The organism is Rhodococcus sp. MPR-R1B (genome assembly GCF_058793255.1).
This window is the reverse complement of record NZ_JBXAFO010000015.1, coordinates 58,239-80,848: the sequence shown is the minus strand read 5'-3', so window position 1 is coordinate 80,848 and position 22,610 is coordinate 58,239. Positions and strand designations below refer to the sequence as shown.

At 63.1% G+C, this 22,610-nt stretch carries 22 protein-coding genes; 7 read left to right on the top strand and 15 right to left on the bottom strand.

The annotated features are described in order from the left end of the window. Positions 1–4 precede the first annotated feature (4 nt). The 3 genes from AC1Q61_RS20710 to guaB form a co-directional block, all read right to left on the bottom strand. Positions 5–1,759 carry a GMC oxidoreductase gene (locus AC1Q61_RS20710; protein WP_003940689.1) on the bottom strand — a complete coding sequence of 585 codons (1,755 nt, stop codon included), beginning with the start codon at positions 1,757–1,759 and terminating at the stop codon, positions 5–7. A 173-nt stretch (positions 1,760–1,932) separates the two neighbouring features. Next, positions 1,933–3,072: a GuaB3 family IMP dehydrogenase-related protein gene (locus tag AC1Q61_RS20705; RefSeq protein ID WP_003940976.1), complete on the bottom strand. Its 1,140-nt coding sequence runs from the start codon at positions 3,070–3,072 to the stop codon at positions 1,933–1,935. A gap of 27 nt (positions 3,073–3,099) precedes the next feature. Next, positions 3,100–4,623, bottom strand: coding sequence for an IMP dehydrogenase (gene guaB / locus AC1Q61_RS20700; protein WP_003940903.1), 1,524 nt, complete (start codon positions 4,621–4,623; stop codon positions 3,100–3,102). Positions 4,624–4,866: 243 nt separating this feature from the next. On the opposite strand from guaB, the gene AC1Q61_RS20695 reads away from it, so the two are divergent. Beyond that, positions 4,867–5,271 (top strand): DUF5319 domain-containing protein, encoded by a 405-nt coding sequence (locus tag AC1Q61_RS20695; protein WP_003940777.1) that lies wholly within the window; start codon positions 4,867–4,869, stop codon positions 5,269–5,271. An 89-nt stretch (positions 5,272–5,360) separates the two neighbouring features. Here the strand turns inward: AC1Q61_RS20695 and AC1Q61_RS20690 are convergent, their stop codons facing one another. From AC1Q61_RS20690 to AC1Q61_RS20680, 3 genes are all read right to left on the bottom strand, one after another. Beyond that, the gene (locus tag AC1Q61_RS20690; protein WP_228402069.1) at positions 5,361–6,299 is read right to left on the bottom strand and encodes an anti-sigma-D factor RsdA; all 939 of its coding nucleotides are present in this window, start codon (positions 6,297–6,299) and stop codon (positions 5,361–5,363) included. After that, positions 6,283–6,861: a sigma-70 family RNA polymerase sigma factor gene (locus tag AC1Q61_RS20685; RefSeq protein WP_003940953.1), complete on the bottom strand. Its 579-nt coding sequence runs from the start codon at positions 6,859–6,861 to the stop codon at positions 6,283–6,285. Before AC1Q61_RS20685 ends, AC1Q61_RS20690 begins: the two co-directional genes overlap by 17 nt. A 175-nt stretch (positions 6,862–7,036) precedes the next feature. After that, positions 7,037–7,735: a hypothetical protein gene (locus AC1Q61_RS20680; RefSeq protein WP_042926374.1), complete on the bottom strand. Its 699-nt coding sequence runs from the start codon at positions 7,733–7,735 to the stop codon at positions 7,037–7,039. A gap of 768 nt (positions 7,736–8,503) precedes the next feature. Between AC1Q61_RS20680 and AC1Q61_RS20675 the strand changes: the two genes are divergently transcribed. From AC1Q61_RS20675 to AC1Q61_RS20660, 4 genes are all read left to right on the top strand, one after another. Further along, a complete protein-coding gene (locus AC1Q61_RS20675; RefSeq protein WP_003940939.1) occupies positions 8,504–8,800 on the top strand; it encodes a WhiB family transcriptional regulator in 297 nt (98 codons plus the stop codon). Between the two features lie 165 nt (positions 8,801–8,965). Continuing rightward, a complete protein-coding gene (locus AC1Q61_RS20670) occupies positions 8,966–9,631 on the top strand; it encodes a fasciclin domain-containing protein (RefSeq protein ID WP_007728616.1) in 666 nt (221 codons plus the stop codon). Positions 9,632–9,719: 88 nt separating this feature from the next. Next, entirely contained in the window at positions 9,720–10,388 is a 669-nt protein-coding gene (locus tag AC1Q61_RS20665) for a sigma-70 family RNA polymerase sigma factor (protein ID WP_007728615.1), read from the top strand. A gap of 1 nt (position 10,389) precedes the next feature. Beyond that, a complete protein-coding gene (locus AC1Q61_RS20660; RefSeq protein WP_054188123.1) occupies positions 10,390–11,127 on the top strand; it encodes an anti-sigma factor in 738 nt (245 codons plus the stop codon). 74 nt (positions 11,128–11,201) lie between these two features. Here the strand turns inward: AC1Q61_RS20660 and groL are convergent, their stop codons facing one another. Both groL and groES read right to left on the bottom strand, forming a co-directional pair. After that, positions 11,202–12,812, bottom strand: coding sequence for a chaperonin GroEL (groL, locus tag AC1Q61_RS20655; protein ID WP_003940715.1), 1,611 nt, complete (start codon positions 12,810–12,812; stop codon positions 11,202–11,204). 86 nt (positions 12,813–12,898) lie between these two features. Then, on the bottom strand, positions 12,899–13,198 hold the full coding sequence (gene groES, locus AC1Q61_RS20650; protein WP_003940763.1) for a co-chaperone GroES: 300 nt from the start codon (positions 13,196–13,198) through the stop codon (positions 12,899–12,901). Positions 13,199–13,431: 233 nt separating this feature from the next. On the opposite strand from groES, the gene AC1Q61_RS20645 reads away from it, so the two are divergent. After that, a complete protein-coding gene (locus tag AC1Q61_RS20645; protein ID WP_007728613.1) occupies positions 13,432–15,147 on the top strand; it encodes a TIGR03767 family metallophosphoesterase in 1,716 nt (571 codons plus the stop codon). 19 nt (positions 15,148–15,166) lie between these two features. Here the strand turns inward: AC1Q61_RS20645 and AC1Q61_RS20640 are convergent, their stop codons facing one another. Continuing rightward, positions 15,167–15,727 carry a potassium channel family protein gene (locus AC1Q61_RS20640; RefSeq protein WP_042922497.1) on the bottom strand — a complete coding sequence of 187 codons (561 nt, stop codon included), beginning with the start codon at positions 15,725–15,727 and terminating at the stop codon, positions 15,167–15,169. A 161-nt stretch (positions 15,728–15,888) separates the two neighbouring features. Between AC1Q61_RS20640 and AC1Q61_RS20635 the strand changes: the two genes are divergently transcribed. Further along, positions 15,889–17,478 (top strand): Hsp70 family protein, encoded by a 1,590-nt coding sequence (locus AC1Q61_RS20635; protein WP_042922496.1) that lies wholly within the window; start codon positions 15,889–15,891, stop codon positions 17,476–17,478. Between the two features lie 18 nt (positions 17,479–17,496). On the opposite strand, the gene tsaD is transcribed toward AC1Q61_RS20635, so the two are convergent. From tsaD to alr, 6 genes are all read right to left on the bottom strand, one after another. Beyond that, the gene (gene tsaD / locus AC1Q61_RS20630; protein WP_007728610.1) at positions 17,497–18,534 is read right to left on the bottom strand and encodes a tRNA (adenosine(37)-N6)-threonylcarbamoyltransferase complex transferase subunit TsaD; all 1,038 of its coding nucleotides are present in this window, start codon (positions 18,532–18,534) and stop codon (positions 17,497–17,499) included. Further along, the gene (gene rimI / locus AC1Q61_RS20625) at positions 18,531–19,025 is read right to left on the bottom strand and encodes a ribosomal protein S18-alanine N-acetyltransferase (protein WP_003940971.1); all 495 of its coding nucleotides are present in this window, start codon (positions 19,023–19,025) and stop codon (positions 18,531–18,533) included. Before rimI ends, tsaD begins: the two co-directional genes overlap by 4 nt. 10 nt (positions 19,026–19,035) lie before the next feature. Then, a complete protein-coding gene (tsaB, locus tag AC1Q61_RS20620) occupies positions 19,036–19,719 on the bottom strand; it encodes a tRNA (adenosine(37)-N6)-threonylcarbamoyltransferase complex dimerization subunit type 1 TsaB (protein WP_042922493.1) in 684 nt (227 codons plus the stop codon). Between the two features lie 107 nt (positions 19,720–19,826). Continuing rightward, positions 19,827–20,318, bottom strand: a complete 492-nt coding sequence (gene tsaE, locus AC1Q61_RS20615) for a tRNA (adenosine(37)-N6)-threonylcarbamoyltransferase complex ATPase subunit type 1 TsaE (protein ID WP_003940673.1) — start codon at positions 20,316–20,318, stop codon at positions 19,827–19,829. Further along, positions 20,308–21,360, bottom strand: coding sequence for an alpha/beta fold hydrolase (locus tag AC1Q61_RS20610; RefSeq protein ID WP_003940782.1), 1,053 nt, complete (start codon positions 21,358–21,360; stop codon positions 20,308–20,310). Before AC1Q61_RS20610 ends, tsaE begins: the two co-directional genes overlap by 11 nt. Next, positions 21,357–22,559, bottom strand: coding sequence for an alanine racemase (gene alr, locus AC1Q61_RS20605; RefSeq protein ID WP_042922490.1), 1,203 nt, complete (start codon positions 22,557–22,559; stop codon positions 21,357–21,359). The genes AC1Q61_RS20610 and alr overlap by 4 nt, the downstream gene beginning before the upstream one ends. Positions 22,560–22,610: the final 51 nt, after the last annotated feature.

Genomic DNA, 22,610 nt, shown 5'->3' with positions numbered 1-22,610 from the left:
CGAACTATCCGGCTGCCGGCTCCGCCGGAACAGCGGTAGCTGTCTTGCCGCCGGTGATCTTCACGATCGGCAGGACCAGCGCGGCCGGGGCCGACGCCGGCACCACAGGCGACTTGGGTGCAATCGGAGCCAAACGCTCGTAGCCGCTGCCCTGGGCGGGACGCAGGTCGGTCTCCCCCTTGTTCGGCCACAGCGAGGCCGAACGCTCGGCCTGAGCGGCAATGGTCAGCGACGGATTCACGCCGAGGTTGGCCGAGACCGCTGCGCCGTCGACGACGCTGAGCGTCGGGTAGCCGTACACGCGGTGGTACGGATCGATGACGCCGTGATCGGAATCCGACGCGATAGCGCAACCGCCGAGGAAGTGCGCCGTCAGTGGAACGTTGAAGATCTCGCCCCACGTGCCGCCCGCGACGCCGTCGATCTTCTCGGCAACTCGACGCGTCGCCTCGTTGCCCTCCGGGATCCACGTCGGGTTCGGCTGACCGTGGCCCTGCTTGCTGGTGACCTTGCGTCGACCGAACAGGCCCTTCTTCGTGTACGTGGTGATGGAGTTGTCGAGGTTCTGCATGACCAACGCGATGATCGTGCGCTCACTCCAGTCCTTGACCGTCAACATGCGCAACATCTGGTACGGATTCTTCGCAACCACACCGAGGAACTTGATCCATCGGGGCGTCTTGCCGCCGCCGTCCGTCATCAAGGTCTGCAACAGGCCCATCGCGTTCGATCCCTTGCCGTAGCGGACCGGCTCGATGTGGGTGTCGCTGCTCGGGTGGAACGACGAGGTGATCGCCACTCCGCGGGTCAGGTCGAGTGCGGGATCGACCTTGTACTTGCCTGCGCCGACAATGGATTCGGAGTTCGTTCGAGTCAGCTCGCCGAGCTTGTCGGAGAGCTTGGGCAGCGCTCCGGTGTCCTTCATGTCGAAGAGCAGATGCTGAGTGCCCCACGTTCCGGCCGCGAGAATGACGTTCGCAGCCGTGTAGGTGCGGCGGTTCTTTCGTCCGAATGCACCGGTTCGCTCGGTGAACACGTCCCACGAACCGTCGCGAGCCTCACGAAGCCCGGACACGGTGGTCATCGGAATGATCTCGGCGCCGGCTGTCTCGGCAAGGCCCAGATAGTTCTTGAGGAGCGTGTTCTTCGCTCCGTGACGGCAGCCCGTCATGCACTCGCCACACTCGATGCAACCGGTGCGCTCGGGTCCGACGCCGCCGAAGTACGGGTCCTTCGCCTTCTTGCCAGGTTCACCGAAGTAGACGCCGACAGGGGTCTGGATGAACGTGTCGCCGACGCCCATGTCATCTGCGACGGACTTCATGATCTCGTCAGCGGGCGTCATGTGCGGATTCTGCACGACGCCGAGCATCTTCTGAGCCTGCTCGTAGTACGGGGTGAGCTCGCTTCGCCAATCGGTGATGTGCGCCCACTGCTTGTCCTGGAAGAACGGCTCCGGCGGCTGGTACAGCGTGTTGGCGTAGTTCAACGACCCGCCGCCGACGCCTGCGCCCGCGAGAATGAGGCAGTCGCGCAACAGGTGCACGCGCTGAATGCCGAAGCACCCCAGCTTCGGAGCCCAGAGGAACTTCTTGAGATCCCAACTGGTCTTCGCGAAATCTTCGTCGGCATACCGTCGGCCGGCTTCGATGACGCCGACCTTGTAGCCCTTCTCCACGAGACGAAGCGCGCTCACGCTTCCGCCGAACCCGGATCCGACGATCAGTACGTCGTAGTCCGTTGCCCGTTGCTTGCCCATCAGGACACCTCCACCGTGAACCGTAGTTACCCGCCAGTATGCACCTATCCCTTGTGACTACCACCACAAGGGGCCCCATAAGCGTAACCGCAAGTATCAGGAACGGAAGAAAGTCCTGCACAACGAACTGTGGCCCCGGTTCACGAAGAACCGGGGCCACAGAAAGGTACAAACTACGCGCGGACTGTCAGCCCGACCTTCTGGAACTCTTTGAGATCGGAGTATCCGGCCTTCGCCATCGACCGACGGAGACCACCGACGAAGTTCAGCGAACCGTACGGATCGTCCGAAGGGCCGCTCAGAACCTGGTCCAGACTCGGACGCTCACCATAGGAAACCGGAAGAAGTGCTCCACGCGGAACCGAAGGATGAGCCGCAGCGGACGGCCAGTACCAGCCACCACCCGGCGCCTCGGCGGACACGGCCAGCGGCGTGCCCAGAACGGCAGCGTCGGCACCGCAGGCGATGGCCTTCGCCAGATCACCCGAAGTTGCGATGTCACCGTCGGCGATGACGTGGACGTAGCGTCCACCCGTCTCGTCGAGGTAGTCGCGCCTGGCTGCTGCAGCATCGGCAATGGCCGTGGCCATCGGAACACCGATGCCCAGGACCTCACCGGTGGTGGTTGCACCCTCGGTAGACCCGTACCCGACGATGACACCGGCAGCGCCGGTACGCATCAGGTGCAGCGCGGTGCGGTGGTCACTGACCCCACCCGCGACAACCGGAACGTCGAGTTCCGAGATGAACGTCTTGAGGTTGAGCGGTTCCTGCTCGGTGTGCACGACGTGCTCGGCCGAGATGATCGTGCCGTGGACGACCAGGAGGTCGATTCCCGCCTTGATCAGCTCCGGCGTCAGTGCGCGCGCATTCTGCGGACTGACGCGAACGGCAGTGGTGACCCCCGAATCACGGACCTGCGCCACCGCAGCTGCCAGAAGACCGGCCTGCAGCGGAGCCGCATGCAGCTCCTGCAGGTAGCGGATGGCCGCGTCGACGCCACCGTCCTTCTCGGCGATCTCGACGAGACGCCGGAGCTTCTCCTCGACATCGGGGTGACGGCCCCACAGGCCTTCACCGTTGATGACACCGAGGCCGCCGCGCTTACCCAACTCGATCGCGAAAGTCGGCGAGACCAACGCGTCGGTGGGATGTGCGAGGACAGGAATGTCGAACCTGTAAGCGTCGAGCTGCCAAGCAGTCGACACCTCCTTCGACGAACGAGTTCGCCGGGAGGGAACGATGTTCACATCGTCCAACTCGTAGGTACGTCGGGCCGTTCGACCCATGCCGATCTCAACGAGGTCGCGCACGCGCGCCCCTTTCTCGTGTACTGGTTGCTAACGAGCGGTGTAGTTGGGTGCTTCGACAGTCATCGTGATGTCGTGCGGATGGCTTTCCTTCAAACCGGCCGCCGTGATCTGGACGAACTGAGCGTTCTGCAGGTGCTCGATCGTCGCCGACCCCGTGTATCCCATGGCAGCGCGCAGACCACCGGTGAGCTGGTGCGTCACCTGCGAGAGCGGGCCACGGAACGGGACACGTCCTTCGATGCCTTCCGGAACCAACTTGTCCTCGGACAGCACGTCGTCCTGGAAGTACCGATCCTTGGAGTACGACTTGGCCTCGCCACGCGACTGCATCGCGCCGAGCGAACCCATTCCGCGGTAGCTCTTGAACTGCTTGCCGCCGACCAGAATCAGTTCGCCGGGCGATTCAGCGGTACCGGCCAGGAGTGAACCCAGCATGGCCGTCGACGCACCTGCGGCAAGAGCCTTCGCGATGTCTCCGGAGAACTGGAGTCCACCGTCGGCGATGACGGGCACACCGAGAGGCTTGCACGCGGCAACCGCTTCCAGGATGGCCGTGACCTGAGGGGCACCGACACCGGCGATGACGCGGGTGGTGCAGATGGAACCAGGGCCGACTCCGACCTTGACGGCATCGACGCCGGCTTCGACCAGTGCCAGAGCACCCGCGCGCGTAGCGACGTTGCCACCGATGATCTGAACCCGCTCGCCCAGTTCACGCTTGAGCTTGGCGATCATGTCGAGAACGTTGGACGAATGCCCGTGCGCACTGTCCACCACGAGTACGTCCACACCGGCATCGGTGAGCGCCATCGCGCGCTGGAAGGCGTCATCGCCGGCACCGACTGCAGCGCCGACGAGCAGTCGACCGTCACGGTCCTTGGTGGCGTCGGGATGCTGCTCGGTCTTGACGAAGTCCTTGACCGTGATCAGACCGGTGAGCTTGCCGTTGCCGTCGACGATCGGCAGCTTCTCGATCTTGTGCCGACGAAGAAGGCCCAGTGCCACGTCAGCGGTGACGCCTTCCTGAGCGGTGATCAGGGGCATCTTGGTCATGATCTCCGCGACCGGGCGATTCTGGTCGACCTCGAAACGCATGTCCCGGTTGGTGACGATGCCAACCAGCTGGCCGGCGTCGTCGGTGACAGGCAGACCCGAGATGCGGAAACGAGCGCACTTCGCATCGACCTCACCCATCGTGTCGGTCGGCTTACACGTGACGGGATCGGTCACCATGCCGGCCTCGGAACGCTTGACCGTCTCGACCTGTCCTGCCTGGACCTCAACCGACGAGTTGCGGTGCAGAACACCCATGCCGCCGGCGCGTGCCATCGCAATTGCCATGCGCGACTCGGTGACGGTGTCCATCGCAGAACTGACCAACGGAATCCGCAGACGGATGTCGCGGGTCAGTTGACTGGACGTGTCGACCTGGCTCGGGATGACGTCGGACGCAGCCGGCAACAGCAGCACGTCGTCGTATGTCAGTCCCAGCATCGCGACCTTGTTGGGGTCGTCTCCTCCGGTGTGTACATGTCCTGCAGAACTACTCATGCGGTCAGGACCCTCCATGGACCTAGATTCGCCCAGGGCGACCGCTGTAGCAGCCGCCTCGAAACGGATTACGAAAGCTGGATATCGGATAGAAGGCGCCTGCACGGAAAGAAATTCCTGGCACCTTTTCCCGGCGTTGCACACCATGGTATCGGCTCACTCAAAGGTCCGAACCATCCCACCCACGCTGCGTGTACGCGTAACAAGTGGCGCTGACCCCCCTGACCTGCGTACCGTGGTGCTGTGCGTGATCAACTGCCCCCCGGTCTGCCGCCAGATCCCTTCGCCGGCGACCCAGCTGACCCCTCCGCGGCTCTCGATGCCATCGAGCCGGGCCAACCACTCGACCCCCACGAACGCCAAGCGGTCGAGGAGGATCTCGCTGACCTCGCTGTTTACGAGGCACTCCTCGCTCACCGCGGTATCCGCGGTCTCGTAGTCTGCTGCGAGGACTGCCAACAGGATCACTACCACGACTGGGACATGCTGCGCGCAAACCTGCTGCAGCTGCTCGTGGACGGAACCGTCCGCCCTCACGAGCCTGCCTACGACCCGATGCCTGAGGCATATGTCACGTGGGACTACTGCCGTGGATACGCCGACGCGTCGATGAACGAGGCGATGCACGGCGACGGTTTCGACAGCTGAGCGAAGCCTCACCCAAGCTCATACGAAAGTGGCCGACAAGCAATTGCTTGTCGGCCACTTTCGTTTGAATTCAGATCGGAACGGTGCGATCAGGGCGGGGGTGAAGATGAATCACCCGACGGAGACGAGGCCGGCGCCAGAGGCGTCGTTGTCGTGGTTGTCGTCGTTGTTGTCGTGGTCGTTGCCGTGGGCGACGATGACGGTGTCGACGACGCCGCGCTTGGACCAGGCGCCTGCATGATTCCAGGATTGGGCGTTGTCGTCGTGGTCACACCCCCAGGCAGCTGAGGGTTCGCCGGATTGACGGAGATCCCCGGAATCGCCGTGGGAGACGTGGCAATCGAGGACTGCTGGTCGGTCGTCGACGGCGGCACTGCGGGTGACGTGGTCTCCTGGACCTGCGTCATCAACTTGCCCCAACGCTCGACGAGGTCGGTCTTGTCCTGCGAGTCCTTGACCGCATCGGCACGGTGAGCTGCGTTGTCCAGCACCATCTTTGCCGCAGGAATGTCTCCGGCAGCCAACAGCCGCTCGGCCTTTTCCAGCTCGGAAGTCGTGTCGATCTTCGCAACTGTCGAGTTGGCCTCGTCGGCGAAGACGACCTGCTTGACGCCCCACAGGGCATCGCCGGGCTGGGCGTCGTACGCCATCGCCGTGGCGCCACCGAAGACCACTGCTGCAACTGCTGCAGCGGCGGCGATCGGACGAACCACACGCAATCGAGAACGGGAACGTGAACGCTGACGATCGGAGAAGCCGGACGGCGTCGCTGTGATTGCAGCGATGACATCGTCCAATAACGGACCCTCGGGCATCGGAGTCGCAACGACATCGTCACGCCATTGCGAGAGGATCAACGCAAGTTCGTACTGTTCGGTGCTATCGGTTGCTACCGGCCCACCATTCGAAATGGATTCGATCAGCGCATCGTCACGCCGAACCGCAGCCAAATCCACTGGCGTACCGTCGTCGGCGAGATCACCGAGATTCGAAGCGTCATGCCCCTCGTCTCTAGCCAAAGCTCTCACCTGCTTTCGTCACTTCTTTTTTCAGTTTCGCGATCGCTCTGTGCTGAGCGACTCGTACAGCTCCGGCGGTACTACCGACGGCGACGGCCGTTTCCTCGGCCGACATCCCGACCACCAGGCGAAGTATCAAGATTTCTCGATGCTTCTCCGGAAGTGTGCCGAGAAGTTCGTGCATCTGTCTGCTGGACTCCGAATCGAGAGCTCGCTGTTCGGGACCATCATCCAGTGCTATTACATCCGGTACTTCGGAAACGGGCTCCGACTTGTTACGGGCGGAGCTTCGATGTGCGTCCGCAACCTTGTGCGCGGCAATTCCGTACACAAAGGCCATGAACGGGCGTCCCTGGTCCTGATAACGCGGCAGCGCGGTCATCACGGCCAGACAGACTTCCTGTGCGACGTCGTCAGCGGACAGGTGTCCTCTCTCGGCCGCACCCACTCGACCGCGGCAGTAGCGCACCACCATCGGTCGGATGTTCTCCAGAACCAAAGCTAGAGCTGTACGGTCGCCCTGCGCAGCAGCGGCGACCGCGGTGTCCAACTCATCGCTCGTATTTGTCATCGTCAGCGAAAATCCTGGCGTTACAGTGGCACCTCCCGAGCGGGTGTGCTCCCGCTCTCAGCGGAACCCTCTAAGAGTAACCATCCGGACCGACTGGTCTCCGCATACCTGCCCAGCAGTCGCGATATCGATACAGCTCCTTCTGGAATGTTCTCCGGAGACTTCGGTGGAGTGGTTACGACAAAGGTAGGAGTGATCCACCACGCATCGCAATCAGATCGCCGATCTCCCGGGCACTCGGTGAGGTTCTCTCACCGCTGACACCTTCGATCAACAGAGACGACGCCCAGGCCAGGGGCAGCAGGCCGTATTGCCGGCACCGCGCGAACACATCTGCTGCCATCTTCACGGCTGCGCTCGCGTCGGTTCCGGTCAGCGCGGCGCTACGCAGCAGACCCGACTTCACGCGGTGCCGCACAGACTCCGATTCCGCTGACAATTCGACGGCGCGTTCTGCGTGTCTGCGGGCACGAGCGAAGTCGCCTCCCGCCAACGCCAATTCTGCGGAGACCCATTCGATCCGAATTTCCTGCCGCCACAGCCCGCCCTCGGCATCCAGACGCGCCCGACATTGCGCCAGCAGGCGCCAGCCGAGCGGGAGCCTGCCACAGCCGAGGGCGTCTGCGGCCAGACCGGTCAGAGCGTCACAGGCAGCCTCTGGATCACCTGGCAGGCCGCCGACGATCGCCAGTGCGCGCCCGTCCCACGTGGACGCGAGTGCATGGCGTCCGCTCTGGCGAAGAAACGACGCCCTCGTGCTGGCAGACAGAGAGGCAAGAACTCGATCCGAGTGCGTCGAGAACCCGGCCGTGAGCCGATCGAGGACATCCAATGCAGCCCGCGCTCTTGCGTAGTGGCCCTGACCACCCAGCACTACTGCCGTTGTCCACCAATCTCGGGTAGAGCAAGGCGCCGGGAGGCGGTCGAGATCCGGATCCGCACCGAACGCGGCAGACTCGAGGGGCCCTGGAAGTGCAGTTGTTTCGTTGGGCACAGGTGATTGAGGGCGCGCAGGTGTCGACACAGGTTGATCATCGCAGCAGCACGAGCAGACATTCGCACGACCGGCGTCACACCAACGATGCCAAAAGTCGCACGAAACACGAAAAGGCAAGTTTGTCGGAGTTAATCAGATATTCAACTGAGATTTGCCAAATGTACTCGTAATAATATTTAACGGGCATATATCCGTGACGTTAACTGCGCATTACTTATTGGACGGATGTCCTAGTTGAAACTTGGGCACTAAGTCCCGAAATGGAGTGCAACCCCGCCCACGCAATATCGGACAAATGACGCAAACCGAGCCGAATGACCGAGTGATTTCGCCGGGCGATCAGCCTCGAACATATCCCTGATCTGTAGGTTTCGCATCTCGAGCAGCCAGGCTTGCCGGCCGCCACCTCGATCGACCCAATTTCGACATCGGCGCAGAACAACGCACGAGGGGCCCGAAATGTAAATATATACTTCGTTAACTCTCGCATTTCGATATATGCCGATCGCCACTGAACGAGCCTATTGACGCGATTTACTCAGCACCCTTACGGTTAGCAAGCGTGAACGATTCAGAAGGCCCGGATAACCTCCGGGCAACTTGGTCCGCTCGTTGATCAACGCGAGCTTGCAGTAAGGAGTCAACATGCCTGCACCGAATCACCTTCCAGGCCCCAACGCAGACATCTGGGACTGGCAGATGCACGGTCTGTGCCGCGGAGTCGACTCCTCCATGTTCTTCCATCCCGATGGCGAACGCGGTAGAGCACGTGCCCAGCGCGAAACCCGCGCAAAAGAGATGTGCCGTCAGTGCCCGGTCCTGATGCAGTGCCGCAGCCACGCGCTGACCGTCGCCGAGCCGTACGGCATCTGGGGAGGAATGTCGGAAACCGAACGTGAACTACACGCGCGCCACCGTCGCACCACCCGCATAGCTTCCTGATACACGTAGGTAGAGCGCACTAGGCCCCCGAGAGTTTTCGGGGGCTTTTGCGTGTGGACGGGACACCGTCGAAAAGAATTTCCGACACGACCCATCCGACCGACGCCCGCCTCCGAATGCCTTCTGACAGTGCACCTCAGCACATCCCTTCAGGAAGGCAGACCCATGAACACCTCTACTCGAGTTCTGGCAGTCACCGCAGCAGCCTCTTTCGCCGTCTTCGGCGTGGTCGGTTGCTCCTCGGACGACAACGATTCGTCGACCGACACGTCCAGCGCCGCCATGACGTCTTCTGCCATGGGATCGAGCATGTCTCCCAGCAGCGCGATGGCAGAGCCCGCTTCTGATCTGGTCGGTGCCGGTTGTGCCGACTACGCAGCTGCAGTGCCGAGCGGCGCCGGATCGGTCAGCGGAATGGCCCAGGATCCGGTTGCCACAGCGGCATCCAACAATCCGTTGCTCACCACCTTGACCGCGGCAGTCTCCGGCCAGCTCAACCCGGACGTCAACCTGGTCGACACCCTCAACGGCGGCGAGTTCACCGTCTTCGCACCGATCGACTCGGCATTCGCCAAGATCGACCCCGCCACGATCGACAGCCTCAAGACGGACAGCGCCACGCTGACCAAGATCCTCACCTACCACGTGGTTCCCGGCCAGATCGCCCCTGACGCGATCGACGGAACGCACCCCACCGCCGAGGGCGGAACGGTCACCGTCACCGGATCCGGTGACAACATCAAGGTCAACGACGCAACTGTCGTCTGCGGTGGAGTCAAGACCGCAAACGCCACCGTCTACCTCATCGATTCGGTGCTGATGCCGCAGTAGTCCCCACCTGCTGTGCGCCTTTATCAACCCCCCGCGGTTAATAAAGGCGCACAGCGGCCAACGGCGGGCCAAGAGAAAAGAACCGGACATGCACGCTACGGTTGTACGCGATGAAGCGAGACAACTCTTCGTGAGCGAGCCAGACCATGCGTCGGATGCGGCCGACGCATGCCCGACGGACAATTCTGCGGCCCGCACCGCGCGAATCGCGGAATCACGCGAGCTGGCAGTGATCCTCGCGAACGTCGCCGGTGGCGACCAGAGCGCCTTCGCCGAGTTCTACGACCGAACCAGCTCCCGTGTGTACGGCATGGTTCTTCGTGTACTCCGTGATCCAGGTTTCTCCGAGGAAGCGGTCCAAGAGGTCTACCTCCAGGCCTGGAAATCAGCCGACAGCTTCGACCCTGCCAAGGGGTCCGCGCTTTCCTGGCTCCTGACACTTGCTCACCGGCGCGCAGTGGATCGCGTGCGCTCCGAACAGTCGAGTTCGGATCGACAGGCTCTCTACGACACCACCAATGCCACTCCCGAATTCGACGTCGTCAGCGACGAAGTGACACGAAGAGACGAGCATCGTGCTGTCACCGACTGTCTCGAAACGCTGACGGACACTCAGCGCCAATCGGTGACTCTCGCCTATTACGGCGGCCGAACGTACCGCGAGGTGGCCGAAGATCTCGGCGTGGCGATTCCCACGATCAAGTCGCGAATTCGCGACGGACTACTGCGCCTACGTGGATGTTTGGGGGTGATGTGAGATGGACGAAGAGCTGATCGACTACGCGTACGCCTACGCGATCGATGCGTTGGACCTCGACGAGCGCCGTGAGGTCGACAAACGACTTGCCGCTTCGGACTCCGCGACCCACGCCGAATTCGACGCCCAGGTCCGGCTCACCGCCGAAACCATGGCCGCGATGACCGTCGTCGACGCCGTCGAGCCCCCGCCGTCGCTGCGCAGCAGCGTCCTTGCCTCGATCGCAGAGCAGGCCGCTGCTCCCAATGCCCCCGTTTCGCTGGCCGAGCGCCGTAACCGTCGACGCCCGTGGACCGTGGCTCTTGCGGCGGCCGCCGCAGTCGCAATCCTGGTCGGCGGCATCGGAATCGGGCGCACGCTGTCCGACAACACGCCGCCGCAGAACCCCGCGTCCGAAATCATGGCAGCACCCGACGTTCATGCCACGACGCGTGAAATCCCGGGCGGCGGTAGTGCCACGACGCTGTTCTCGCCCTCCGAAGACGCCGCAGTCCTCGTGATGAACGATGTGACTCCCCCGAGTCCGGATACCGTCTACCAGATGTGGCTGGTGCCGGGCGACACCGACGACACCACGATGATCCCGATGGGGACGATGGCTCCGGGTGACGTCAAACCCACTACCCAGGTGGTGCTCGACGGCATCGGTCCGAATACGAAGTTGGCGTTCACTGTCGAACCGCCCGGCGGATCGCAGCAGCCGACGAGCGAGCCGTTCGCAACGATCCCGCTCATCTGATCGCCAGACGAAAAAAGATCCCCCACCGGAATCCGGTGGGGGATCTCTTCTTTGTTGAAACTACGAGCAGCGAGTCAGTGGCTGTGACCGTGTCCGGTGTCGGCAACTTCCTCGGTCGGCTTCTCGACGACGGCGCTCTCGGTCGTGAGGATCATGCGCGCGACGGAAGCGGCGTTGACCACTGCCGAGCGAGTGACCTTGACCGGGTCGACGACGCCGTCGGCAAGCAGGTTGCCGTAGGTGAGGGTGGCAGCGTTGAAGCCTTCGCCCTTGGTCATCTCGGCGACCTTGCTGACAACGACGGAACCGTCGATGCCTGCGTTGCTGGAGATCCAGAACAACGGGGCGTTGAGGGCTTCGCGGACCACGGCAACGCCGGTGGCCTCGTCACCCGTCAAGCCGAGGTTCCCGATCAGAGCCGTACCGGCTTGAACGAGAGCCGATCCGCCACCGGGGACGATGCCCTCGGAAACTGCTGCCTTGGCTGCGTTGACCGCATCCTCGACGCGGAACTTGCGTTCCTTCAGATCGGTTTCGGTGGCTGCGCCGACCTTGATGACGGCCACGCCGCCGGACAGCTTCGCCAGACGCTCTTCGAGCTTCTCGCGGTCCCAATCCGAATCGGTGTTCTCGATCTCGCGACGCAGCTGCGCAACGCGGGTCGCGATGTCGTCAGCGGTGCCTGCACCGTCGACGATGACCGTCTCGTCCTTGGTGACGACAACGCGGCGAGCGCTGCCGAGCAGCTCGAGGCCGGCTTCCTTGAGCGAGAGGCCGACGTCGGTGTTGATGACGGTGCCTGCCGTGACGACTGCGAGGTCGTCGAGGAATGCCTTGCGACGATCACCGAAGAACGGCGCCTTGACGGCGACGGCCTTGATGGTCTTGCGGATGGAGTTGACCACGAGGGTGGAGAGAACTTCACCCTCGACGTCCTCGGCGATGATCAAGAGCGGCTTTCCGGATTCGGCAACCTTCTCGAGCAGCGGAAGGAAGTCGGGAAGTGAGCTGATCTTCTCGCGGAAGAGCAGGATCAGCGCGTCTTCGTAGACGGCCTTCTGCGCATCGATGTCGGTGACGAAGTAGGGCGAGAGGTAGCCCTTGTCGAACTGAACACCTTCGGTGACAACGAGTTCGGTTGCAACGGTGGAGGATTCCTCGACCGTCACGACGCCGTCGGTTCCGACACGGGTGAGTGCCTCGCCGACGAGCTTGCCGATCTCTTCGTCACGCGAGGAGACGGTGGCGACCTGAGCGATCGACTTCTCGCCCTCGACGGGGGTGGCTGCGGCGAGCAGTTCCTCGACGACCTTGTCGGCTGCGGCGTTGATGCCGACGCCGAGAGCCATCGGGTTCGCGCCCGCTGCGATGTTCTTGAGTCCGCCGCGGACGATGGCCTGGGCCAGAACGGTCGCGGTGGTGGTGCCGTCGCCGGCAACATCGTTGGTCTTGGTGGCGACGCTCTTGACGAGCTGTGCGCCGAGGTTCTCGAAGGGATCTTCGAGCTCGATCTCACGGGCGATGCTCACACCGTCGTTGGTGACGGTGGGGCCGCCGAATGCCTTGGCGAGCACGACGTGGCGTCCACGCGGGCCCAAGGTCACCTTGACGGCGTCGGCAAGCTTGTCGACTCCGGCTTCGAGAGCGCGGCGTGCGGTCTCGTTGAACGCAATTTGCTTGGACATCTGTTCTGTCAGCTCCTGAATCTTCGGGGCGTGAACGCATTCCGCCCCGGGATCCTGGGTGGACTCCGGGGCGGATCACGTGTGTCTTACTTGGAGACGACAGCCAGCACGTCGCGTGCCGACAGGATCAGGTATTCCTGGCCGGCGTACTTGATCTCGGTTCCGCCGTACTTGGAGTAGATGACCGTGTCACCCTCCTTGACGTCGACCGGGATGCGGTTGCCCTGCTCGTTGACGCGGCCTTCGCCGACTGCAACGACGGTGCCCTCCTGGGGCTTTTCCTTGGCTGTGTCAGGAATGACCAGGCCGGAAGCCGTCGTCGTTTCAGCCTCGTTGGCCTGGACGAGGATCTTGTCCTCGAGCGGCTTGATGTTGACGCTCGCCACGATGAGCCCTCCACTTTGGGGTATGTGCGTCCGAGGCGATCCTCGGACAGCTGTTTGGGTATGCCGTTTACGGCGCGTCACTGCAGTCCCGTCGTCGCGGGTGCCGGAACTCGATCAGCGCCAATTGGCACTCTATACGTGAGAGTGCCAACCCTCAAGGACTGGGCGCATTTTTCTCTTCGTCCAGAGCGAAACAGGACAGCCGTCCACCACGTTCACCTATTGTTCACTTCGTGACGAACATCAATCGCCGTAGTTTTCTGACCTTCGCCGGACTCGGCGCCGTCGGCGCGGTCAGCCTTGGCAAGCCGTGGGGCCTGCAATATGCAGGCGCGTCGACCATTCCGACGTCAGGTCCTGGCACCACTCTCGAGTCCGTGTCCACCCCCGTCAGCAGCAGCGGCTACACCAAGCTCACCGCCGGACCCGGTTGGGCGAACATCGTGCGCAGCGAGTTGGCCGAGCCGAAGTCGGGACGCGAGGACCGACGCACCGCACTCGCCTCACTCGTGCAGCTGACCGACGTCCACATCGTCGACGCCCAGTCCCCCATGCGATTCGAGTACGTCCACCAGATCACCGGCTCGGCGTTCCGCCCCCAGGAGACCCTGACGGCGCACGGGCTGATTTCACTTGTCCGCCGGGTCAATTCGATCGGCAGTGGCCCGCACACGTCGCGCCCCTTCGATGCCGTCGTCACCACCGGCGACAACACGGACAACAAGGAATTCGCCGAACTCGACTGGTTCCTCACCTCACTCAACGGCGGAACCGTCGTCGCCAACACCGGTGCCAAGGACCGCTACGAGGGTGTACAGAACTCGGGTGCCGATCTCTACTGGAACCCCGAGTCACCGATGCTCGACATGTACAAGAAGGCCGGATTCCCGGAGATCCCCGATTTCTTCGGTGCCGCTTTCACGCCCGTGTCGAGCCCCGGCCTGAACACCCCTTGGTACTGCGTGTTCGGCAACCACGACGATTCGGTGTCCGGCACGGTGCCCAGCGGCATCCCGCCGCTCGAAGCGATGTACACGGGATCTCTCAAGTTCGAGGTGCCTGGTTCACCGGAGCAGGCCAAGCAGATCGACGTCGCCACCAAGTTCGATCCCAGTGCGATACCCGGAATCCTGTCCGCCTTCACGACGCCGCCGCGCCAGGTCACCCCCGACCCGTCGCGCGCGCCGTTCACACCGCGACAGTTCATCGCCGCACATCTTGATCCCGCGCACACCGGTCCCGGCCCCGTCGGACACGGTTTCGCCCCCGACGCCGGCGAAACCGGTATCGGTTACTACTCGTTCGAGATCGCACCGGGCGTCGTCGGCATCAGCATGGACTCCACCAACCGCGCGGGCCTCGTCGACGGTTCGCTGGGCGCCGCTCAGTTCCAGTGGATCGAGAACACCCTGCGCGCCGGCAGCAGCACCTACTACGACGCCGCGGGCTCTCGCGTCACCGAGTCGCGAGGTGACACGTATTTCGTGCTGTTCAGTCACCACACGAGCGACACGATGGACAATCTCATTCCCGACCCCGAGAACGTCCTCGAGCCACGCCTGCGCGGTTCACAGCTTCTCGACTTGCTGCATCGTTTCCCGAACGTACTTGCCTGGGTCAACGGACACACCCACGAGAACAAGATCACCCCGTGGCCCGGCGCGACCCCCGAGCAGGGCTTCTGGGAGATCAACACCGCCTCGCACATCGACTACCCGCAACTCGGACGCATCATCGAGATCGCGGACAACCATGACGGAACGGTGTCGTTGCTTGCGACGCTCTTCGAGGCGGAGAGTCCCAATTCCGTCGACTACAGCGACAAGTCGGCAGCCGGGCTCGCCTCGCTGTACCGCGAACTGTCGTTCAACGACATCCACCGCGACCCGAAGCTGACGGGTACCGGCGTCGACCAGAACGTCGAATTGTTGGTCCACACCGGACGATGACTCCGATTGCCGCAGTGTCCTAGGTGATTTCAGGTCCGCTCGAAGGCGAGCGGTGCGCTTTCGCCCACGACACTGCGGCAACGACGAATCGAACGCCGAATCCGATCAACACCAGATTGCAGACGATCTGAAGGCTCACGAGCCCCCGGGCAAGGTCCGTCTGCGCGGCGATGTCACCGAATCCGACTGTCGAGAAGACGGACAACGAAAAGTACAGCGCCGCCATACGCGACAGCGGTTCGGTGAAACTGCCAGGGCTTGCATGCTCGACCGAAAAATAGGTGATGGACACCAACAACAAGTACGTCGGCATCACCACCGCCACAGCTTCGACCGCCTGCAGAGATGGCACATCGGAACGCAGAATTCGCCGCACCTGCCAGGTGGTCACGGCAAGTACCGCGGCGCCTCCACCGATCAAGAGGAAGATTGCACTGGCGGTATGTACATCGATCCACGGCAGAAAGAAATACGCGCATCCGAAGGCGATCACCGTCAGCGTGGGTCGAAGCACTGCACCACGGATCAGCGCGCGTCGTCGTTCCCGGTCGATGTGGGGAGAATCGCCTTTTTTCCGCATGAATCAATGATCGACAATTTCGCAGGTAAAACCACCCTTTCGGTCCGAAAAGGACGTCACGGAGACGAAAAGCACTGAGCAATCCTCACGAACCTTCTGTAACGTTCATATAACGGCGGTCGATTGAACATTGACCGGTATTGACTGTGAGGAGGTGTGCGATGAGTTGTTCACTGGGAATTTCCACTGGATCTTCCGGTGTCTATTCAGCACTCGTCGACACCGATACCAGCACAAACGCGCCAGGCGCCGTGCCTGCCGAGACTCGCTTCGTCTCGGCGGATCAGGCCAATTCCAACGTCGGTGACCTTGTCAGAGCATCCATCAAACTGATGACGACGCAGGTGACGGACGGATCTGAAGCGCCGCGCTCGATCGGTGTCAGCTATCGCACGGACGATCAACTCGCGAGCATCAGGTCATCTCTTTCGCGCTCGCCGAAGCAGGTCCGTGCAATCCCCGAGCCTGCCGCCGTACACGCGTATCTCGCCGAGACAGGGAAAACCGAGCGGTACGACACGACAGCTCAGGTGGACGTCGGTGATCAAGGTCTGACGGTGTCCGTCGTCGACCACACCGGTGAAGTTCTGCACTCCGACCGTATCGACGCCCTCGCAGGGGCCGGAATCGACCGGGCATTGGTCGACTTCGTGACGGAGAAGGCGCCAGGGCACTTGCGCCGGTACACCGACGCGGAACTTCTTGCCGCCCGGTGCCATGTCGCCAAAGAGCAACTGTCCACGTCCACCAAGGTGACCATCGACCTTCCGATCGACGCGATGGCGATCACGCGCGACGAGTTCGAGGCCATCATCGCCCCGGATATCGAGCGCGCCGTCACCTTCATCCGTGAAGTCGTGAAGGGCTCACCGCGGCCCGTCGGTGCCGTTGTACTCATCGGCGGTGGCGCACATATTCCGGCCGTGCGGTCCGCCGTCGCCGCTGCCGTCGACGTCCCCATGGTCGAGATCGTCGAGCCCGAGACTGCGGCAACCAAAGGTGCTGCACTCCTGGCAGATTCGATCACCGCAATTCGTTTCCCGCTGCTGGGCTCCGGAAGTGACCAGCGCTCCGGATCCACCGCCAAGGTCTCGGGAGCGTTGATCGGTGCGCTCGTGGTCGGCGGACTGGTACTCGGTTACGGCGCAAAGGAATTGGTGCCGACCGACGACACCGCGGTCTCGCCCGTCGGAACCGGGTCGACCACGACGACGGTGAGCCCCGAAGCGACACCGAGCACCGGATCGACGATCATTCCGTCTCATGATCCTCTGCCTTCGGTAGCCGGCAGCACGTATCCTCGGTACGGGTATCCCACCACCCCGTTCGACTCGCAGCCTTACGACACGCACTCGTACACAACGCATCAGTACACACTTCCGCCTGCGCCGATCCCGGACACCTCGACGACAACCACGCCGCCGACCACGACAACGACCACTCCGAATTGGCCGACCATTCCCGGAATCACGCTGCCCGATCCACCGGCGTGGTGGCCGACGCTGCCGGACACCGAGGCGACGCCCCCGGTCGATCCGACCGAGGCAAACCCCGGCGGCGGTCTCGGCCCGGGTGAGAGCGGCGGCGAGAACCCGACGACGCCGGAGACTCCTGGATCCGGTTCCACCGAAACCGAAATCACTACCCCTGGTGGCGGTGATCCGACGACGAAGCCCGGTGAACCGAATACCTCGATGCCCGAAAACGGTCCCGCGACCACACCGGATCGGGAACCGGCCCCGGTCGGCTGATTCTCAGTCGGCCGATTTTCAGTGCATCAACTGGCTGACGGAGACCGACAGACCCGGGTCCGTCGCAACACTCAATTCCGAAGGGCCTGCGCCGTTTCCGATCAGGTGAGCGGCCAACGATGCGATCATCACGCCGTTGTCCGTGCACAGTCGAGGTTTCGGAATGCGCAACGTGATGCCCGCTTCGGCGCAGCGCTGCTCGGCGAGTGAGCGGATACGCGAATTGGCCGTGGCGCCGCCGCCGAGAACCAACGTGTCGACCCCGACGTCCTTGGCTGCACGCACTGCCTTCATCGTCAGGACGTCTGCAACCGCTTCCTGGAACGAGGCAGCGATGTCCGGGATCGAAAAGGTCTCGCCTGCGCGCTCTTTCGATTCGACATAGCGCGCGACGGACGTCTTGAGTCCCGAGAACGAGAAGTCGTGCCGCGAATCGCGCGGCCCCGTCATGCCGCGAGGGAAGGCGATTGCGTTCCGATCTCCCTCTTGCGCAGCAGCATCGAGTGCCGGTCCACCGGGAAAGCCGAGTCCGAGCAGTCTGGCCACCTTGTCGAAGGCCTCACCGGCGGCGTCGTCGACAGTCGTGCCCAGTTCGACAATGGGCTTTCCCAGATCTTCGACGTGAAGCAGGTGTGTGTGACCGCCGGAGACCAACAATGCGACGCACGAGGGCAACGGACCGTGCTCGAGAGTGTCCACCGAGACGTGACCGCCGAGATGATTGACCGCATAGAACGGGATGTTCCATGCTGCCGCATAGGCTTTCGCTGCGGCTACACCGACCAGCAGCGCGCCGGCCAGGCCGGGTCCGATGGTGACGGCCAGCGCGTCGGGCTTCTCGATACCGGCGGCAGCAAGGGCACGGCGCATCGTCGGCACGATCGCCTCGAGGTGAGCCCGCGAGGCCACTTCGGGAACCACTCCCCCGTACCTGGCGTGCTGATCCACGCTCGATGCCACCTCGTCGGCCAACAATTCGCAGGTTCCGTCACCGTTCCAGCGGACGATACCGACACCTGTTTCGTCGCAAGAACTTTCGACACCCATGACGATCATGCTTGCTGCTCCTCAATTTCGCGGACACCGAGCACGGCAGGCCGTCTCATCGTGTACGCATCTGCCCCACTGGGCTGGTAGTACTTCTTTCGTGTTCCGACGATCTCGAATCCTTCGCGCCGGTACAGCGCGATGGCAGGTTCGTTGTCGGTGCGCACTTCCAGGAACACCGGGCACTGCCGTGAATCCGCCAGAGTCAGAAGCGCATCGAGCAACGCGCCGCCGATTCCGAGTCGCTGAGCCGAGGGATCTGTACCGATGGTGTGAACCTCGGCCTCCATGTTCGGCGACGCCCCCAACAATGCGACTCCGGCGTAGCCGAGGACGTGACCGTCAGGCTCCCGGGCAACGAAGTAATGATTATGTGCGCCTGCAAGTTCCGAGACGAACGCTTGTGCGCTCCAGGGTCCGTCGCCTGCGAACAACGCGCGCTCCAACTCCGCGCACCGTTCGGCGTCATCGACGTTCATCGGCTCGATGCTGTACTTCATCTGCTCTGCCTCACTTGCCACGTTCTGCAAGGGTCTTCGCGTCCGGGCGTCGGAGGTACAGCGGCTCCAGCGGGGCCGGAACCGAGCCGGCCAGGATCTCGCGAGCAGCGACTGTCACCAACCCGGCCGGTGAAGGTGTCTCCGCCGGGTCGACGGGTAGATCGAAGAAGTCCACGTGCGAAGCGGATCCGGCAATCAGCGTCGAAGGCGCAGGATCGACGTCGCCGGCGGAATTCACAGCCGGTCCTTCGACGCGCACTCCGCCGTCATAGCGCGCCCAGTAGATCTCGCGACGCCTCGCGTCAGTCACGACGAGCAGGCTCTGTGTGGTCGGTACCGCAGCCGCGATCGCATCGAGGCTGCACACGCCGTACACGGGAACACCGAGTGCGTCACCGAAGGCAGCGCCCGTCGCCATGCCGACACGCAGTCCGGTGTACGGCCCTGGCCCGACACCCACGACGACGGCGTTCAAGTCGGCCGGTGTGAGCCCTGCCTCGGCGAGGCATTCGAGGACGTGAGGGGTCAAGACCTCGGCGTGCGCACGAGGATTGACCGTGACACGCACGGCAAGCGTCTCCACTGTGTCCGGTGACACTGCGTCCGGTGCCACTGGGTCCGGCGACGAAGCCGACAGGGAGACGACTCCGGCAGTGACTGCCGGAGTGGAGGTGTCAATTGCGAGAACAAGCACGATTTCTCAGGGTACCCGCACGTGAAGAACTACTTCCGGCCCGGGAGGGTCACGACGTCTGTGACACGAAACGCCGTTTCACGACGTCTGTGACACCAAACTCCGTTTCACGACGTCCAGGACCAACTCGCAGTCCGCACATCCGATTCGGGTTCCCGATGAAGCTGCACTCGCAGGTGCCGTTCGACGAGCCTTTCCACGACGTCACCACCCCATTCGACCACCACCACTGCATCGGTGAGGTCGGTGTCGAGGTCGAGGGCATCGAGTTCGTCGAGCGCATGCGGTCCGCTGTCTCCCAGCCGGTATGCGTCGACGTGGATCATGCCGACGGGAACTCCGCCGCCGGGGCGGGTGCCCGGACGATGCTCACGAGCGATGACGAACGTCGGGGACGTCACCCGGCCCTGCACCCCGAGCCCGGCGCCGATTCCGCGCGTCAACGCGGTCTTGCCTGCCCCGAGTGGACCGTCCAGCACCACCAGGTCGCCGGCAACAAGTCCCGCCGCCAAGCGTCGGCCGAAAGCCTCGGTATCCTCGGCCGTTTCCAACGTGATCTGTCCGGACACGGGAAGTCCCGTGGAGTTCTCAGCCGACATCGGACCGCTCTTCTACCTGCGCTCGCTGCACCAACTTGTCGATTGCGTCCGTCACGATCGCCGGGAACTCGAGCTGCACCAGATGGCCGGCCCCGTGAACTCGCACGAGTTCGGATTCGGGGAGATCGGCAGCGAGACGCTTGGAGCTGATGAACGGAATCATCATGTCTTGATCGCCGCAGATCACGACTGCCGGTGTGTGCGCGAGGACCTCGAGAGAAGCGGACTCGTCGTGCAGTTCCAACGTCCGCAGGAAATTGACGATGGTCACAACCGAGGTCCGGTCGAGCATGCCGTCCGAGAGTTCATGCAGCCGTGGGCTGACATCGGTGCCGTACGAGGCCGCACGCAGGATCGGCGTGATCAATACTCGCGCAGCGCCCCGGGCATGCTGAACTACTCCTGGTGAGGTGCGCACTGCCAACCGGAATCCGTCGATGATCGGATTCTGCAGATTGCGGGTCAGGCCGGTCTCGGCCAGGCCTGCCGCCGTCGTCGCGACCAGCCCCACGCCGATGACTCGGCCCTCGAACCATTCGGGTCGCTGACCGGCGAGCGCGAGTACCGTCATGCCGCCCATCGAGTGACCGACGAGAACTATCGGCCCCTTGGGTACCTTGGCCTCGACGACGGTCGCGAGGTCGCGGCCGAGCTGAGAAACCGTACAACTCTTCGAACGCGGCATGCCCGAGTCTCCGTGTCCGCGCTGGTCGTAGAACACCATGCGAACCTTGTTGCCCCATCGCTCTTCGAGCTGGCGGCGCTGGAAATGCCAGGACAGCGCACTCAGGCAGTATCCGTGCACGAAAACGACCGTCAGCGGAGCGTCGTCCGGTCCCACTTCGCGAACTGCCAGCTCGACACCGTCCTCGGTGCGCACCGTGCTCTTGCGGTCGCGCGTCATGAGGTCGAAATCCTCGTCCGCGTAGATTTCCCGGCCCGGACGCGTCGCGGTCTTGAAAGCGTTCACGCCGGCCATCGAGCCGAGCGCCACGGCGCTGAGCAGGCCACCGAGAATGCTCATCTTTCCTGCAGTCTTCATGACGTCTTTCCCCCGATGTACGTACGCACAGTGCGTCCACGTATCCCGGTCACGACCTCGTAGTGAATGGTGTCGAGTACGTCGGCCCAGGCCTGCGCGTTGGGTTCGCCGTGATCGCCGTTGCCGAAGAAGATCGCGGTGTCGCCTTCGCGAACTCCGTCACCGTCCGGACCCAGGTCCACCAATACCTGGTCCATGCAGATTCGCCCGACAGCCTGGCGACGCTTACCGCCCAACTGCACTTCGAACTTGCCACTCAGTGAACGAGACAAACCGTCGGCGTAGCCGACGGGAAGCAGCGCAAGAGTGGTGTCGTACGGTGCGACCCACTGATGCCCGTAGGAGACGCCCTCTCCGGCGGCTACCTTCTTCACCAGAATCACCTTCGCTCGCAGCGTCATCGCCGGTCGTAAACCGAAATCTCCGAGTTCGGGCACCGGAGACAATCCATATATCGCGATTCCCGGCCGAACCATGTCAAACCGCAGGTCAGGACGGGTGACTGTAGCAGCGGAGTTGGAAAGATGAACGACTTCGGGGTCGAATCCGCGAGCGCGGACGTCGGCAACCGAGTCGATCAAACGCTGCTTCTGCATGTCGATGACGTCGTGATGCGGTTCGTCCGAGTGTGCGAGGTGAGAGAACACTCCGCGCAGCCTGATCGTGCCCTCGTCCCGGGCAGTGGCGAGGTCGTCGAGCATCTGCGGCCACTCGGTTCTCGATACGCCGTTGCGATTGAGACCGGTGTCCACCTTGAGCGTCACCGTCGCCTGTTGTCCCAGAACCCGTGCCGCGTCGACGACAGCGGCCAGGTGTCGCGGGGAGGACACGCCGATCTCGACGTCCGATCGGATCGCCGAGGCGAAATCGGCGTCGACGCCGTGCAGCCAGGCAAGGACGGGAGCGGTGATGCCTGCCTCGCGAAGGACCAGTGCCTCCGCGATGGTGGTGACGCCGAGTTCCCGGGCTCCCGCCGAGAGCGCCGTCCGCGCCACCGCAACTGCGCCGTGGTTGTATCCGTCCGCCTTGATGACCGCCATCAACGCTGCATCCCCGGCAAATTCACGCAGAACACGCACGTTGTGCGCGATCGCGTCCAGATCGACGACTGCCTCCGTCTGCGGCCCTACTGCGTCGTCGAGTCGGCTCGCCTTCCCCTCCGCAGGCTCCTTCGGTGCTCTTCCCTGGGCAAGCGTCATGGCGACAATCCTGCCACCCACGCAGAATCGGACACGTGTTCGGGTTTGAAC